The sequence below is a fragment of the Spirillospora sp. CA-108201 genome (genome assembly GCF_050936235.1).
Taxonomy (GTDB): domain Bacteria; phylum Actinomycetota; class Actinomycetes; order Streptosporangiales; family Streptosporangiaceae; genus Spirillospora.
Map to the genome: position 1 here is coordinate 8,448,048 of NZ_JBNJNE010000001.1, position 15,118 is coordinate 8,463,165.

The following is a 15,118-nucleotide window of genomic DNA, read 5'->3' on the forward strand; positions in this document are numbered from 1 at the left end:
CGTGCCCCCGACCGCACGTCCGGCACCGGCCGCCGCCTCGGCGGCCGGTGCCGCGGGACCTCCCGAGAGCGCGGCGCCCCGCCCGGCGCCGCCCCGGCGCCGCCGGCGGGGCGGTTTCCTGACGCCGCCGTGGTGGTTCGCGGCGCCCGCCCTGCTGGTGTACGCGCTGATCGTGCTGTATCCGAGCGCCAGCGGGATCGTCTACGCCTTCACCGACTGGAACGGCATCGGCGACCGGTCGTTCGTCGGCGCCGACAACTTCGAACGCCTGCTGCGGGACGACGCCGCGCGCGGGTCGCTGGTCAACACGCTGCTGCTGACGGTCGCGATCGTGGTCGTCCAGAACGGCATCGGGCTGCTGCTCGCGCTGGGCGTGCACACGCGCATCCGGTCGCGCGCGGTGCTGCGGGTCGTCTTCTTCGCGCCCGCCGTCGTCAGCCCCGTGATGGTGGCGTTCCTGTGGAAGTACGTCTACAACCCGGCGCCGGACGCGGGGCTCAACGGGATCCTCGGCGCGGTGGGCCTCGGCTCCCTGCGCCAGGACTGGCTCGGCGACCCCTCGCTGGCGCTGTGGTCGGTGGCCGGCATGGTGATCTGGCAGTTCTCCGGCTACTCGATGGTCATCTTCCTGGCGGGGCTGGAGGGGGTGCCGGCGGAGCTGCACGAGGCCGCGATGATCGACGGCGCCGGCCGGTTCCAGCGGTTCCGCAGCGTGACCTGGCCGCTGCTCGCGCCCGCCGTCACGATCAACGTGATGCTGTCCACCATCGGCGGGCTCAAGCTGTTCGACCAGGTCTACGCGGCCACGAGCGGAGGGCCCGGGCACGCCAGCGAGACGCTCTCGACCGTCCTGTACAAGCAGGCGTTCGTCTTCGGCAACTACGGCTACAGCACGTCGATCGCGCTGGTGCTGGCGCTGTTCGTCGCCGCGGTCTCGCTGATCCAGATCCGTTACCTGCGCGGTCGGGAGGTGGCATGAGCCTGCGCTACGGACTGCGCACGTTCGCCCTGGAAGTCGTGATGATCGCGGTCGCGCTGGCGTTCCTGTTCCCGGTGTACGCGCTCGTCACGCTGTCGCTGAAGGACAAGCAGCAGATCGCCTCGGCGCCGCTGTCCCCGCCGGCGTCGCCCACGCTCGGCAACTACTCCGACGCCTGGTCGCGGGCGTCGCTCGGCTCGGCGCTGCTGAACAGCACGGTGATCACGGTGGTGAGCCTGGTGGCGCTCATCGCGATCGGGGCGTTCGCGGCCTACTTCCTCGCCCGCTGCGCCTCGCGGCTCGGCTACACGCTGTACGTGCTGTTCCTGCTCGGCATCGTGCTGCCGTTCCAGCTCGGCATGATCCCGCTGTTCAAGCTCGCCGACTCGGCGGGCCTGCTCGGCACCTACCAGGGAATGATCGTCTTCTACACCGGCATCCAGCTGCCGTTCACGATCTTCTTGTACACGGGGTTCATCCGGGCGCTGCCGGGCGACTACGCCAACGCGGCGCTGATCGACGGCGCGGGCCACCTCCAGGCCTTCACCCGGGTCGTGTTCCCGCTGCTGCGGCCGATCACCGGCACGGTGCTGATCCTCAACGCCGTGTTCATCTGGAACGACTTCTTCACCCCGCTGCTGTACCTGGGCGGATCGGCGCGCGAGACGGTCCCGGTGCGGGTCTTCGCCTTCGTCGGCCAGTACGTCTCGGACTACGGCCTGGTCTTCGCCGGCCTGGTCCTCGCCGCACTCCCGATCATCGTGATCTTCCTGGTGCTGCAGAGGTATGTGATCAAGGGATTTGCGAGCGGGCTCAAAGGATGAGCGGAGCGAACCGGGGGGTGTGGGGGGTCGTCCCCCCGCAGGGCGCAGGGATGAGCGGAGCGAACCGGGGGGTGTGGGGGGTCGTCCCCCCACGGAAAGCGGGGGTGACTGTGATTCCTGGGCGGCTGCGGGAGGTGCTCGATGTGCCGCCGCGGGGGTTCTCGCCCGCGCCGATCTGGTGGTGGAGCGGGGAGCGGCTCGACCGGCGGCGGCTGCGCGGCCAGCTCGAACGGTTCACCGAGGGCGGCGTCCACAACCTGGTCGTGCTGAACCTGGCACCGTCCGGCCCGATGTTCGGCGCGGACGCCGACGATCCGCCGTTCTTCTCCACCGCGTGGTGGGAGCTGCTGGACGCCGTCTGCGAGGACGCCGCCGAGCTGGGCGTGTCGCTCTGGTTCTACGACCAGCTCGGCTTCTCCGGCGCCGACCTGCAAGCCCGCCTGGTGCGCGACGTTCCGGACTACGCGGGGCGGTGGCTGCGGCGGGACGGGACGGCGGACGTGCGCGGCTTCGACTACCTGTCGGCCGAGGCGTGCGCGGAGCTCCTCGACCGCGTGCACGGCGAGTTCGCGCGGCGGCTGGGGCACCGGCTCGGCAACGTGATCGTCGGGTCGTTCCAGGACGAGCTGCCGTCGCTGCCGACCTGGTCGGAGGGGTTCGCCGGGGAGTTCGAGCGGCGGCGCGGCTACGATCTGGCGCCGCACCTCGGCGCGCTGTGGGGGAGCGGGGGCGGGGACGCCCTCCGGGTCCGCCGCGACTACCACCTCACCCGCGCCGAACTGGCCGAGGAGGCGTTCTTCCGGCCGCTGGCCGAATGGCACGAGCGGTACGGCCTGCTCCACGGCTGCGACCAGCAGGATCCGGCGCGGGCCGGGCTTCCCGTGGACGGGGTGAGGCTGTACGCCGACTACGCGCGGACGCACCGCTGGTTCGGGGCGCCGGGGTCCGACCATCACGGCGACGCCCGTGTCCACTCCTCGCTCGCGCACCTGTACGGCCGGGGCCGCACCTGGATCGAGGCGTTCCATTCCAGCGGCTGGGGCGGGACGCTGGAGGAGACCTTCGACTGGCTGCTGCCCTGGCTGCGTGCCGGGGCGACCCTCTACAACCCGCACGCCGTCTACTACACGACCAAGGCGGGCTGGTGGGAGTGGGCGCCGCCGTCGACCGACTGGCGCCAGCCTTACTGGCGGCACCACCGCGTCTTCGCCGACGCCGTCGCCAGGCTCTGCGCGGCCCTCTCGCTGGGGCGTCACGTGTGCGAGGTGGCCGTGCTGTTCCCGACCGCGACGGCGCAGGCGGGGACGCGGCTCGACGGCGTGGACGAGGACGCCGCGCTCGCCCAGGAGACCTACCGCGATCTGGTCGGCGACATGGCCTGGTTCCGGATGGTGCCCGGCGTGCTCGACCGGCTGGGCGTCGACGCCGACGTCGTGGACGACGACTCCGTGCAGCGGGCCACGGTCGCCAAGGGGCGGCTGGACGTCGCGGACGAGTCGTACGGGGTCGTCCTCCTCCCGTCCTGCACGGTGCTCGAAGGGGAGACGGCGCGCAGGCTCACCGCGCTCGCCGAGAACGGCGGCCGTGTCGTCGCGGTCGGCGCGCCGCCCCGGCGCGGGGTCGGCGACCCGGGCGCCGACGAGGCGGTGGCCGGGCTCCGCGCGGTGCTGGAGGTCGTGCCGGGCACCGGCGACCTCGGCGCCGTCCTCGCCGGCGTCCGCCGGGTGGAGGCGCCGGTCCCCGCCCTCGTCCGGGAGGTCGACGGCACGACCCTGGTGTTCCTGACGGCGTCGCCGTCGATGGCCAGCCGCGTGTCGGTGGGGCGGCCCGACGAGCGCGGGGCCGACCTCGGCTGGCTCGACGTGACCTACGACTTCGATCCCGACCGGTACCTGCGGGACATGCGGGTGCGGGTCCGGGGCGTGAGCGGCCCGGCGTACGCCGCGAGCCCGTTCGGGGGCCCGCCGCGCCGGCTGGAGACGCGCGCGGTGGACGGGACGTCCGTCGAGGTCGTCGTCCCGTTCGACGACGGGCCCGCCGCGCTGCTCCTCTTCCCGGGCGGCGAGGACACCGCGGTGCCGGGCCCGGCCCCCGCGACTCGGGAGACCGTCCTCGACCTCGGCACGTCCTGGACGATGGACCTGGTCCCGACCCTCGACAACGCCTGGGGCGACTTCGCCCGGCCCGCCGGTCACGACGTTCCGCTGGAGCGCTGGACCGTGAGCCATCGGACGGAGGGGGAGCCGGAGTGGTCCGAGGCGCACGCCACGTTCGGGCCGCACGGTGTCTGGGCCAGGGAGAGCGAGGGGCGATGGCGCCCCTTCGTGTACTCCGACTCCCGCGGCATCCGCAAGGACACTCTGCACCGCGCCTTCCTCGGGCCGAAGGGACACGTCCCCGAGGAGTTCCTCGACTTCGGGGACGTCAGGTCCGGCGAAGGGGTCGTGCTCCGGACGCGCCTGACCGTGCCCCGCGGGGGCGGTTTCGTGGCCATCGGCGCGGCCGCCGCCAAGACGCTGGAGGTGGACGGCGTCGCCCTCCCCCTGGACGACCACGGCCACCTGGCGTTCGCCGAGACGCCCGTCCCCGCCGGTGACCACGACGTCGAGGTCCGGCTCGTCCCCGGCGAGGACGTGCGGCTGCGCGCCCACCTCGCCGTCGTCACCGACCGCGGGCGCTACCGGCGGCCGGAGTGGATCACAGCGGCGGGGCCGGCGCGGCCGGGGGCCGAGGTCGCGCTCAGCGTCCCCCTTCCGGCGTCCGCCGCCGGAGCGACGCTCCAGGTGGCCTCGGCCGCGCCCTGCCGCGTCCTCGTCGACGGCGAGGAGATCGGCCGCCAGGGAGGGTTCGACCCGTACGCCGAGCAGGAGATCCCGCGCGTCGGCCGCTACCGCGTGACGGGCGGCGACCTGACCCTGGTCCTCACCGAGGGCGGCCCGCCTCCCGCGGTCCTCGTGGACGGACCGGTCGTGTCCGGCGCCGGATGGACCGCGTCGCGCGACGGCGCCCCGGTGCCCGTCGCGGCGCGGCGCGCGCAGTACGGCGACCCGGCGTCCCTCCACCTGCGGCGGCGGCCCCATCCGCTGCCCGGCGCGGCGTGGCTTGAGGACGACCCGGACACCGGCGCCGTCCTCCCGGCGACGCTCGCGATGCCGGACGCGGTGCCGCGGACGGAAAGGCTGCGTTTCGCCGTCCCGCCCGGCGCGACGGCGATGGCCGTCGACGTCCGAGGCGACCTTCTGGAGGCGACGCTGGACGGGGAGCCCCTGCGACCGGGCCCCGAGATGGCGCTGCCGGGCCCGAAGGCCCCGCCCGGCCGGACGGCGGAGCTGCGGATCCGCACCCGCCCCGGCCACCGGGCGGGCGCGGCGCTCGCGGGGCCGGTGCGTTTCGCGGTGGGGCCCGGCACGATCGAGCTCGGCGACTGGGAGGACGCGGGCCTCGCCGGCTACAGCGGGGCCGTCCGCTACCGGCGCTCGCTGCGCCTCGACGCCCCGTCCGCCGCCGTTCTCGATCTCGGACGGGTGCGCGGCACCGCCGAAGTCACGGTCAACGGCGATCCGGCCGGGGTGCGCGTCTGCGCCCCGTACCGCTTCGACGTCGGAGCGGCCCTGCGCGAGGGCGCCAACGAGATCGAGATCCTCGTCTGCGGAACCCTCGCGCCCCACCTCGACGAGGTGAGTCCCACGCACTTCGTCTTCCAGGGCCAGCGCGCCTCGGGTCTCTACGGCCCCGTCCGGCTCGTGATGGAGGCACCGGCCGCCGGCGGCGGACGGTAGCGCCGCGCGGCGGCCGATGCCCCGCGTCACCTCACGAACTGGCGGGGGACGGCGGTCGTCGTCGCGCCCGGGGCCGCCGGTGCGGAACCGACCCAGACCGGGGCCGGGTCGGGGTTCTTCGCGCAGGTGCGGTCGACCAGGCCGCGGTCCGCCGGCACCCTGCCGTCGCGCAGATAGTCGGCCAGGAGGCCGTCGAGGCACGCGTTGCCCGCGAACGTGATCGCGTGGCTGCCGCCGCCCCTCTCCACGACGAGCCGCGCGCTCGGCAGGGCCCGCGCCATGTCGAGTCCGCCCTCGTACGGCGTCGCCGGGTCGTCGGTCGCCTGGAACAGCAGCAGGGGCGGCAGGCCCCTGCCGGTGATCCTGGTGCGGTGCCCCGCCTTGACGGGCCAGGTCAGGCAGCCCGCGTTGAACCACATGTTGTTGTAGGTGTAGAAGGGCGCCTTCTCGTTGACCTTCGCCTGGTCCTTCCGCCAGTACCGGAAGCCGCGCGGCCACCTGCTGTCGGTGCACATCACGGCGTTGTAGAGGTCGAAGGAGTCGTCCTCCGGGTCCGGCGCCGCGTAGCGCTCGTACGCGGTGACGAGGGGCGCGGTGTCACCCGAGCCGGTGTACGCGGACAGCACGGTCGCGAGCCGGGGCCACCGGAGGATGTCGTAGCCGCCCGCGACCTGCGTGTCGTCGAACTCGTCCGGCCCGATCCGGCCGGCCGGGTGCTCCCGCAGCCGGGCGCGCATGGCGTACCACTCGCCCTCGACCTCGGCGGGGTCGGTACCGAGGTGGTAGACGTCGTCGGCCTCGGCGACCCACGCGGTGAACGCCTTGAACCGCTTCTCGTGCTGCAGGTCCTGGAGGACGTTGTGGTCGTACCAGGAGACGGACGGTCCGACGATGCTGTCCAGGACGAAGCGGCGGACGTGCCGCGGGTACAGCTGGGCGTACGTCGAGCCGAGCGTGGTGCCGTACGACCACCCGAAGAAGTTGATCTTCTCGGCGCCGAGCGCGCGGCGGATCGACTCCATGTCCCGGACGTGGTCGGCCGTCGACAGGTGCGGCAGCAGCGAGGCGTGCTTCGCGGTGCACTCCGCGACGTAGCCGGCGGCCTTCCCAAGCCACGCCCCCGTGGTGCCCTGGCCGACCTGGAAGTCGGGCCGCGGCCCGTCGAAGTAGTGCGGATCGCAGGACATGCGCGGCTCGCTGTGCTGGGATCCGCGCAGGTCGAAGCCGATCCAGTCGTAGGCGGCGGCGATGTCGGGCGGCAGCCTGGAGGGGATCCAGCTCGCCATCCACAGTCCGCTGATGCCGGGGCCGCCCGGGTTGAGCAGCATCGGCCCCTGCCGCTCGCCCGGGGGCGCGGTGGCGGGCAGCCGGTTCAGCGCGATCCTGACCGTGCGCCCGTCCGGACGGGCGTGGTCGAGCGGCACCTCCAGCATCGCGCACTGCAGCGCCGGGTTCGCGGCGTCGCCGCAGGGCTTCCAGTCCAGGGGCGGCGGGTCCCCGGCCGCCCCGGTCGCCGGCGGCCCGGCCTGCGCGGTCGCGGGCGGCGGCGCGGCCGGCGCCGCCGCGGCCAGCATGCCGCCGCACGCGACGAGCGCGGCGCCGGCGCGTGTCCTGCTCGGTCGTCTCACGGACACCTCCAGAGTGAGTGTGACATTGCAGTGTACAATTTCACCTTTCTTTCGTCATTGTCCGGAAACGGCATCGGGCGCGCCTCGGGGCCGGAGACGGGGCGCCACCTCGGCGAATTCCTTTCCCGCGGGCCCCGGTGCGGTTCGTCCGCGAGATCCATAACCCAGATCGATGGTGCGGCTTATGACCACGGGGCGTTTCCGCACCACACACTGCGGTCGCACGCTTTCCCGACCCTCCGGGCCCTGGACCCCCGGAGCCCCGCGATTCCGTCCGGCACCCCTACCGGACGCCCGCCCCATGGAGGAAAACCCCCGTGAGAAACAGACGCAGATCGGCCCGCTGCCTGCTGGCGTCAATGGCGGTGGCCCTCGGGACGACGTTCCTCGTCGCGCCCGCGAACGCCGCCCCGAAGCCGCCTCCCGCCGCCGTCCGCCCCGACGGCGGCGACGCGCGCCACATCCGGAAGGCGCCGCTCCCCGCCAAGGACCGGCCGCCGCTCTCCGCGGACAACAACGAGCTGAAGAGCAGTCCGGACCAGCCGAAGAAGCAGGCGGAGCACAAGCGGCCCTCCATGAAGGCCGCTCCGAAGACGAGCGCCAAGGCCGCCGCGGCGTGCAGCGCGAGTGACTTCACGAGCCGTTCCGGAAGCGCGCTCGTCCAGCAGATCAAGTCGTCCACGACCGACTGCGTCAACTCGCTGTTCAGCCTCACCGGCACCGACGCGTACTACGCGTTCCGCGAGTCGCAGATGGCGAGCGTCGCCTACGGGCTGCGCGACAACGCGGTCTACTACCCGGGCGACAACACCACCGGGACGGCCCAACTGGTCCTCTACCTGCGGGCCGGCTACTACGTCCAGTGGTACAACCCGTCCACCGTCGGCACCTACGGGCCCACCCTGAAGACGGCGATCCAGTCGGGCCTGGACGCCTACTTCGGCAACTCCAGGTCCTCGACGGTCAGCGACGCCAACGGCGAGGTCCTCGCCGAGGCGGTCACGCTGATCGACAGCGCGCAGGAGAACGCCCGCTACATCTACGTGGTCAAGCGGCTGCTGACCGGCTACAACAGCTCCTACGACGCGTTCTGGTGGATGCTCAACGCGGTCAACAACGTCTACACGGTGCTGTTCCGCGGCCACCAGGTCCCGGAGTTCGTCTCCGCGGTCCAGTCCGACCAGAGCGTGCTCGACACGCTCGACTCCTTCGCCTCCGGCCACATCTCCCTGCTCGGCACCGACCGCAGCTACCTGACGTCCAACGCGGGACGCGAACTGACCCGCTTCGTGCAGCACTCCGCGATGCAGGCCAAGGTCCGGCCGCTGGCCAAGGGGCTGCTCGGGCAGAGCGCCATGACCGGGAAGACCGCGCCGCTGTGGGTCGGCGTCGCCGAGATGACCGACTACTACGACAAGGCGAACTGCTCCTACTACGGCACCTGCGACCTGGCGCAGCGGCTCGCCGCGAACGTCCTGACCATCAACCACACCTGCAGTCCGAGCATCAAGATCCGGGCGCAGGACATGACGGCCGCCCAGCTGTCGGACAGCTGCGCCAGCCTCCAGAACCAGGACGCCTACTTCCACGGCCTGGTGAAGGACGGGAACAGGCCCGTCGCCAACGACGGCAACACCACGATCGAGGTCTGCGTCTTCGATTCGAGCACCGACTACCAGACCTACGCCGGCGCGATGTTCGGCATCGACACCAACAACGGCGGCATGTACCTGGAGGGCGACCCGGCCGCCGCGGGCAACCAGCCGCGGTTCATCGCCTACGAGGCCGAATGGGTGCGCCCGGCGTTCCAGATCTGGAACCTCAACCACGAGTACACGCACTACCTCGACGGCCGCTTCGACATGTACGGCGACTTCAACGCCGGTGTCACCACGCCCACCATCTGGTGGATCGAAGGGTTCGCCGAATACGTCTCCTACTCCTACCGCAAGGAGGTCTACGACGCGGCGATCACCGAGGCGGCGCGGAACACCTACGCGCTCAGCACGCTGTTCAACACCACCTACAGCCATGACACGACCCGCATCTACCGCTGGGGCTACCTGGCGGTGCGGTACATGTTCGAGAAGCACCCGGGCGACGTCTCGACCGTGCTCGGCTACTACCGGACCGGCAACTGGAACGCGGCCCGGACGTTCCTGACGAGCACGATCGGCGCCCGCTACGACGGCGACTGGTGGACGTGGCTCGCCGCGTGCGCGTCCGGCGCGTGCGCGGGCGGCGGGGGTGGCGGCAACCAGGCGCCGGCCGCGGCGTTCTCGGCCGCGGCGAACGGCCGGGCGGTCTCCTTCACCGACCAGTCGGCCGACTCCGACGGCACCATCGCCTCCCGCCGGTGGGACTTCGGCGACGGCGCCACCTCGACCTCGGCCAACCCGTCCCACACCTACGGCGCGGACGGCACCTACACCGTGTCCCTCACCGTCACCGACGACAAGGGCGCCACCGGCACCGCGACCAAGCAGCTGGCGGTGTCGGCCGGGGGCGGCGGGACGACCGAGTGCACGGGGACGGACACCCGCCAGCTCGGGCAGAACTGCCAGCGCGGCAACCTGTCGGCCACCCAGGGCGACCTGGCCTACCTGTACCTCTACGTGCCGGCCGGCACGCAGTCGATCAGGATCACATCGTCGGGCGGCACCGGCGACGCGGACCTGTACTACAGCTCCAGCGGCTGGGCCACGTCGACGTCCTACACCCAGCGGTCGGCCAACACCGGCAACAACGAGACCCTGACCATCACCAACCCGCCCGCGGGCTACAACTACGTCAGCCTCTACGGCAAGCAGGCGTTCGGCGGAGTGACGGTGAAGTCCGAGTACTGATCCGACACCTGGCGACCCATCCGCCGGGGCCGGACCGGGAGGTCCGGCCCCGGTTCCGTGCGTATAAAATATTACAGTGCAATTGCACTTACCCTCCGTCAACACATCTCCACATCCAGGACTTTCACATGGACGACCTCGCAGCCGGCCGCTTCGCGACGGGCAGCCACGACCTGCCCGTCTCCGAGACCCTCGCCTCCTTCATGACCCGGGACTGGGCCCCGAGCAGGAAGCCGTTCCCGGTGCGCCGGTCCGTGGCGCCGTACGCGGAGAAACGCCGCGCGGCCCTGTCGGCGCTCTTCCCCGGCGAACGCCTCGTCCTGCCCGCCGGGCCGCCGAAGGTGCGCAGCAACGACACCGACTACCGCTACCGCGCGCACACCGCCTACGCCCATCTCACCGGGGACACCGGCGCCGACACCGGAACCGGCGCGGTCCTGGTGCTGGAGCCCGCCGGCACAGGCCACGACGCCGTCCTCTACCACCGGCCCCGTTCCCCGCGCGACGACGAGGGCTTCTTCCGCGACCGCCGGCACGGGGAGTTCTGGGTCGGCCCCCGCGCCGCGCCGGCCGAGACCGAGGAGAGGCTCGGGATCGCCTGCGCGCCTCTGGACGACCTGGCCGGCGCGCTCCGCGGCCAGGTCCCGACCCGGGTGATCCGGGGCGTGGACCCCGAGGTCGACCGGGCGGTCCCGGCGCGCGCCCCCGAGGCCGACGCCGAACTGGGCGCCCGCGCCGCCGAGCTCCGCCTGGTCAAGGACGACTGGGAGATCGCCCAGCTCCAGGCCGCCGTCGACCACACGGTGGACGGCTTCACCGCGGTCGCCGCCGGGCTCGCCCGCGTCGCCGGGATGCCGCGCGGGGAGCGGTGGGCGGAGGGCACCTTCGAGCGCGTCGCGCGGATCAGGGGCAACGGCGTCGGCTACGACACCATCGCCGCGGCCGGGGCGCACGCCTGCGTCCTGCACTGGACGCGAAACGACGGCACCCTGCGCCTCGGCGAGATGCTCCTGCTCGACGCCGGGGTCGAGACCGACACCCTCTACACCGCCGACATCACCCGCACCCTCCCGGTGAGCGGGTGGTTCACCCCGCGGCAGCGCCAGGTCTACGACCTCGTCTACCACGCGCAGGAGGCGGGGCTGGCGGCCGTGCGCCCGGGCGCGCGCTTCCGCGACTTCCACATGGCCGCGATGCGCGTCATCGCCGAGGGACTCCAGGACTGGGGCGTGCTGCGCAGCGCGGAGGACGCGCTCGATCCGGAGTCGGGCATCTACCGCCGCTACACCCTCTGCAGCAGCGGGCACATGCTCGGCATGGACGTCCACGACTGCTCGGCGGCGCGGGCGTCCCAGTACCTGGACGGGGAGCTGCGCCCCGGTCACGTCCTGACCGTGGAGCCCGGCCTCTACCTCCAGCCGGACGACCTGACGCTGCCCCCGGAACTGCGCGGGATCGGCGTGCGCATCGAGGACGACGTCCTCGTCACCGAGACCGGCGCCCGCCTGATGTCCCACGCCCTTCCCCGCCACCCCGAGGAGATCGAGACCTGGATGCAGTCCCTGAACGACTGACGGCGTGACGGGCGGTGCCGCTCCCGGGGCCACCGGGAGCGGCACCGCCCCTGTGCTCGGGCCGACGGAGAGGTCAGCCGCTGAGCAGGGACACCCCCAGGCCGGACAGGGCCCGGCCCACGGGCTCGTGGATCATTCCGCAGCCCGAGTCCGGGCCGCCGCTCAGGATGCCGTGGGCGTAGCCGCCGTCGAAGACGCCGCTGCCGCTGTCGCCGGGCCCGTCGCACGCGGTGCTCCAGGTCATGCCGGACAGCGTCCGGTCCGGGTAGGAGACGGTGGCGTCGACCTCGGTGATCGACCCGCAGGTGTAGCCGGTGGTCGAGCCCTGCTTGCAGACGTAACCGCCGACGTAGTCGCTCGCGCTTCCGTGGACGGACGTCTGGGGGAGCACCCAGCCCCTGGGCCGCCACCATCCCGGGTCGTCGATCGAGACGGCGGCGTAGTCGCCGTACCAGCCGAAGGTGTGGTCCGCGGCGCCTCCCACGCTCTGGTAGCCGTAGCTGTAGGTCGACACGTCCCACCAGTAGCCGAGCTCGGCGCAGTGACCGGCGGTGAGCATGAGGTACCGGCTGCCCGAGTACGTCATGAACGCGCTGGTGCAGCGCGCGCCGCCGGTGAAGATGGCCAGGCCCGACCGCAGCGGGGGGTCGCAGCTGTAGTCGTCGTAGCAGTAGAGGGGCACCGACCTGTGGGCGTAGGTCGACACCTGGACGGCGTCGCCGAACGTCCGCCGTGCCCAGCCGATGACGTCGCGCTGGGCCGGGGTGAGCGCGGCGCCCCTGAGGCTGCTCAGCCTCACCGCGTTGCCGGACGTGATGATGCCGGTCTGCAGGCCGCTCCCGGCACCCTCGTTGGCGGCGGCGACCCGCTTGGCCAGGGAGGCGGACACCCGCTGGAGATGGCCGAAGCCGTACCGGACCTTCGTCGTCCTGGTCGTGCCCAGACCGGCGGCCTTCGCCTTCGACCACACCCTGGCCGCCGCCCCGGCTCCGGTGACGCCGACGGTGAGTTCGCCGCCGTGCGCCTGGTCGATCCAGGCGCCGCCGTACGCGGAGCCCAGGTCCTTGCCGAGCCGGGCGGCCAGCCTGAACTGCGCGGGCTGCCGGTCGGCTCGGCGGCCGGCCTCCGCCGCCGAGACGCCGTGGTCCTTGACGATCTGCCTGACGAGCGTCTTCTCGGCCTGCTGCTGGATCTGGGACCGCGACCGGTGGTGCGGGGAGGGGGCGGGGGGTGCGCCACGGTCATCGTGGGCGCCGGCACGGGCCGGCGCCGCCGGTGAGGCCGCGGTCAGAGCGGCGGCCGCGATGACGGCCGCGGCGACCCTTCTGCGATTCGGGCGGACCATACGGGGAGCCTCCTTCGCGGACGGGGGGTGCCGCGGTGTCCGGCCGCGGCGTCCGCAATGCCATGTGAAATTGCACTGTAAAATGTGAAACGTCACTTGCCAAGAGCACCCGCCCCGGCGAAGGTCCAGCTCCGGGAGGTCATGGCCGGATCCGGCCAGGTGATGCGCGGGCGGAGGGCGCCCTCAGGCGCGGTCGCCCCGCACGTGGTCGAGGTGGCGCGTCATGAGCTCCCGCGCCTTCTCGGCGTCCCCGGCGACGAGCGCGTCCAGCAGCCCGAGGTGCTCACGCGCCGACGCCACCAGCGTCTCGGGCGCGGCCGGACGGACGAGGGCGTGCATCTGCGAGCGTCCGCGCAGGTCCAGGATCGTGCGGACGAGCGTCCGGTTGCCGGTGAGTTCGAGCAGTTCGGTGTGGAAGCGCCGGTCGGCGTCGAGGAAGCGGATCGGGTCGCCGTCCCGCGCCGCCGCGAGCGCCTCCTCGGCGAGGGCGCGCAGCCGGGGGCGGGTCGCCTCGGGAACGGCGCCGGCCAGCCGCGCGACGGCGGGGATCTCGACCAGTTCCCTGATCTCGGTGAGCTCGGCGAGGTCGCGGGCCGAGGGCCGCACCACCCGGAAGCCCCGGTTGCGCACGGCCTCGAACAGGCCGTCCCGCACCAGGTCGATCATGGCTTCGCGGACCGGAGTGGGGGAGATCCCGAACTCGTCGGCGAGGGTCGGGGCGGAGTACACGACGCCGGACCGCAGCGTGCCCGTCGCCAGCGCCTTGCGCAGCGCGTCGGCCACCTGGCCGCGCAGGCTGCTCTGGCCGCCGAGGTCAGGCAGCCCGACCAGGGCATCGGCCACCGGATCCATCGGCCCTCCTCACCCGTGATCAGAATACCGCCACGTGGGCGGCCCGCAGGCCCGGCGGCCCGCAGGCCCGGCGGCCCGCACCGGACGGCGTGATCACGGGCGCGTGGCCGCGGCGGCGGTCACAGCAGCGGGTGCACCTGGGGATGGGCCCGCCACCAGGCCTCGAACGTCGGATGGCTGCCGGTGTGCTCCACGTACGCGGCGGCCAGGCCCCGGTAGAGGGCGCCGGCCTCCTCCTCGTCCAGGCGGTCCCGCCGCCAGGCCACGATGAGCCTGGCGATCTGCGGCTCTCCGACCAGGGGCCGCACCACCGTGCCGGGGTGCGGCGGCCAGGACGGGTCCACCATCCGGACGCCGTGCCCCGCCGCGACCAGCGGGCACGCCGCCCCGCTCGGCGCCTCGTAGCGCACGATGGGCTCGAAGCCGGCCGCGCGGCACGAGGCCCGCAGGGAGGACAGCGAGCCGTCGTCGGCGCCCGGCGGGGCGATCCACGCCTCGTCCCGCAGGTCGGACAGGTCGATCTCGTCCCGGCCGGCGAGCGGGTGCCGATCGGAGAGCGTGACGAAGATCGGGTAGCGCGGCACCAGGGTGCGGCTGACCACGGGCGCCGCCATCGGGATGTCGAAGCCCTCCATGAGCCCGATCAGCGCGGCGTCCAGATGGCCGCGGGCGAGCGCGTCGCCCAGCAGGGCGGAGGAGGGCTCGATGCGCAGCGAGATCTCGCGGCCGGGCAGGGCCTCGGCCGTCCGCGCGACGACGCTCCCGACGCAGGCGAGGTGGACGCATCCGAGGCCGAGGGTCCCCTCCGGGCTCCGCGGTCCGCGCAGGTCGCCGAACAGCGTGTCCATCTCGGACAGGATCGTCCGCGCCCGGCTGATGACCTGGCCGCCGAGGGGCGTCGGCTCCAGGCCGGACCGGCTGCGGGTGAACAGCGCCCCGCCGACGATCTCCTCGACCCGGCGGAGCTGGTTCGACATTGCGGGCTGGGACATTCCCATCCGGGCCGCCGCCCGGGTGACGCTCCCGGTCTCCGCCATCGCGCACACCATCCGAAGGTGACTGATGTCGAGATCCATAGCTGGAAATTATGCATCAGCCGATGACCCGCGACTCGGACCGACCGCAATAATCTCCGTACCCCTCCACACAGGTGGGCGATCACGGCGCCGGCGGCACCCTCACCCTCGGTCCTCCGGCCGTGGTCGCGCGGATGGAAGAAGGGAGATCCCGTCTCGCCGGCCCCCAGGATGAGGACCCTTCTCACCCCTTTCCCCTCCTTGGGGGCCGGACG

9 protein-coding genes are annotated in these 15,118 nt (G+C 72.9%); 5 read left to right on the top strand and 4 right to left on the bottom strand.

Annotated elements, in window-relative coordinates:
- Position 1: 1 nt before the first annotated feature.
- The 3 genes from ACQEU6_RS40520 (at position 2) to ACQEU6_RS40530 (ending at position 5,582) form a co-directional block, all read left to right on the top strand.
- Positions 2-979, top strand: coding sequence for a carbohydrate ABC transporter permease (locus ACQEU6_RS40520; RefSeq protein WP_499338998.1), 978 nt, complete (start codon positions 2-4; stop codon positions 977-979).
- Positions 976-1,803 carry a carbohydrate ABC transporter permease gene (locus ACQEU6_RS40525; RefSeq protein ID WP_499338999.1) on the top strand — a complete coding sequence of 276 codons (828 nt, stop codon included), beginning with the start codon at positions 976-978 and terminating at the stop codon, positions 1,801-1,803. The genes ACQEU6_RS40520 and ACQEU6_RS40525 overlap by 4 nt, the downstream gene beginning before the upstream one ends.
- A 104-nt stretch (positions 1,804-1,907) precedes the next feature.
- A complete protein-coding gene (locus tag ACQEU6_RS40530) occupies positions 1,908-5,582 on the top strand; it encodes a glycosyl hydrolase (protein ID WP_499339000.1) in 3,675 nt (1,224 codons plus the stop codon).
- Positions 5,583-5,608: 26 nt separating this feature from the next.
- On the opposite strand, the gene ACQEU6_RS40535 is transcribed toward ACQEU6_RS40530, so the two are convergent.
- Complete coding sequence (locus tag ACQEU6_RS40535; protein WP_499339001.1) at positions 5,609-7,210, bottom strand: alpha/beta hydrolase; 1,602 nt, start codon at positions 7,208-7,210, stop codon at positions 5,609-5,611.
- A 317-nt stretch (positions 7,211-7,527) separates the two neighbouring features.
- On the opposite strand from ACQEU6_RS40535, the gene ACQEU6_RS40540 reads away from it, so the two are divergent.
- Entirely contained in the window at positions 7,528-10,056 is a 2,529-nt protein-coding gene (locus ACQEU6_RS40540; RefSeq protein WP_499339002.1) for a collagenase, read from the top strand.
- Between the two features lie 128 nt (positions 10,057-10,184).
- The gene (locus tag ACQEU6_RS40545) at positions 10,185-11,630 is read left to right on the top strand and encodes an aminopeptidase P family protein (protein WP_499339003.1); all 1,446 of its coding nucleotides are present in this window, start codon (positions 10,185-10,187) and stop codon (positions 11,628-11,630) included.
- 73 nt (positions 11,631-11,703) lie between these two features.
- Here ACQEU6_RS40545 and ACQEU6_RS40550 read toward each other — a convergent pair whose 3' ends face one another.
- The 3 genes from ACQEU6_RS40550 to ACQEU6_RS40560 form a co-directional block, all read right to left on the bottom strand.
- Positions 11,704-12,975 carry a S1 family peptidase gene (locus ACQEU6_RS40550; RefSeq protein ID WP_499339004.1) on the bottom strand — a complete coding sequence of 424 codons (1,272 nt, stop codon included), beginning with the start codon at positions 12,973-12,975 and terminating at the stop codon, positions 11,704-11,706.
- A 183-nt stretch (positions 12,976-13,158) separates the two neighbouring features.
- On the bottom strand, positions 13,159-13,827 hold the full coding sequence (locus ACQEU6_RS40555; RefSeq protein WP_499339005.1) for a GntR family transcriptional regulator: 669 nt from the start codon (positions 13,825-13,827) through the stop codon (positions 13,159-13,161).
- A 119-nt stretch (positions 13,828-13,946) separates the two neighbouring features.
- Positions 13,947-14,903: a LysR family transcriptional regulator gene (locus ACQEU6_RS40560; protein ID WP_499339006.1), complete on the bottom strand. Its 957-nt coding sequence runs from the start codon at positions 14,901-14,903 to the stop codon at positions 13,947-13,949.
- Positions 14,904-15,118 lie beyond the last annotated feature (215 nt).

Excerpts from the sequence above, each read along its gene's own strand:
- ACQEU6_RS40550 (WP_499339004.1), bottom strand. The coding sequence starts at position 12,975 with ATGGTCCGCCCGAATCGCAGAAGGGTCGCCGCGGCCGTCATCGCGGCC.
- ACQEU6_RS40525 (WP_499338999.1), top strand. The coding sequence starts at position 976 with ATGAGCCTGCGCTACGGACTGCGCACGTTCGCCCTGGAAGTCGTGATG.
- ACQEU6_RS40555 (WP_499339005.1), bottom strand. The coding sequence starts at position 13,827 with ATGGATCCGGTGGCCGATGCCCTGGTCGGGCTGCCTGACCTCGGCGGC.
- ACQEU6_RS40545 (WP_499339003.1), top strand. The coding sequence starts at position 10,185 with ATGGACGACCTCGCAGCCGGCCGCTTCGCGACGGGCAGCCACGACCTG.
- ACQEU6_RS40560 (WP_499339006.1), bottom strand. The coding sequence starts at position 14,903 with ATGGATCTCGACATCAGTCACCTTCGGATGGTGTGCGCGATGGCGGAG.